The sequence below is a fragment of the Komagataeibacter ossonobensis genome (assembly GCF_057359305.1).
This window is the reverse complement of sequence record NZ_JBXAYQ010000130.1, coordinates 1-1,025: the sequence shown is the minus strand read 5'-3', so window position 1 is coordinate 1,025 and position 1,025 is coordinate 1. Positions and strand designations below refer to the sequence as shown.

General features: G+C 63.6%; 1 pseudogene. It reads left to right on the top strand.

Annotated elements, in window-relative coordinates:
* A pseudogene (locus tag AC1RQ9_RS19025) lies at positions 1–1,025 on the top strand (ParB/RepB/Spo0J family partition protein); the annotation flags it as partial.

Below are 1,025 nucleotides of genomic sequence, written 5' to 3'. Positions count from 1 at the left end.
GATCCTGCCCGAGATTCTTGCATGGATCGAGGCGGGCAAAGGTCCCGGCAATCGTGAACTGGCGAGTATCGCCCTTGCGTCCACCGCGCTGCAGGAACAGGTCTGGGGCCATTTCGGGTTTCTGGTTGGCTCGTCGCCGCCCGAGGATGTCGAAGCCTGCGAAGATGAGGGCGAGCAACTGCCCGACGGAAATTGGGAACCCGGTGCTGCCATCCCCGATTGGGACCGGATTGCATCTGCCCTGCGGCAGGACCGTTTTTATGCAAACGAGGCCTCGTTCGATGACGCCATTGCAAAAAGCTGCCGGATCGCCTGGCAGGAAGATCTGTTCGGTGAAGCCGGGAAGGACGGTCGTTATACCGATGACGGCTTCGCCTATGAGAAGGCGCAGCGCCAGTGGCTGGGTCAGAACACGCCTGAAGACGCACTGATCGTGCAGAGCGACGAGAACGGCGAGCCGGTTTTCGAACCCGGCATGGTCCGGATCTACTGGCAGCGCGAGGGCGCCACGAAATTCTTCTGGCTTGATCATCGCCTCAAGGTTCGCGAGGGTTGGTGCGTCCTGCCGGGCAGCGAGGCGGCAGGTCGCGTGACGCCATCCGCCGTCATTGAAGCCCTGCCAGAAGGGCCGAGGGAACGGCCCGATATTTCGGGGCGCGGTTTTGACATGATCGGCAGTTTCCGCACCCAGGCGCTGCATGCCGCATTGGACGGCATGCGGGGCTCTGCCGATCCATGGGTCCTGGTCGGGCTGATGATCGCGGCCCTCAATGCGCAGAATGTCCGGGTGGATGGGGATTCCAACGCACACTACCCGCAGCGCCGTCCGTCACGCCGGCTCGTGGCCGCCGCCGGACTGTTCCAGGATGGCGAGATGGCGCTGGACGAGGCGCTCCTGCGTGGCGCTGCTGTCGACGTGCTCAAAGCCGTTCTGTCCTGCGAGAAGAACGCGACGAATAGCGGCGACTGGGGTGTCCTGGTCGGCCATATCGTGAAAGCGGACGACCATCTGCCCGCCATGGCGG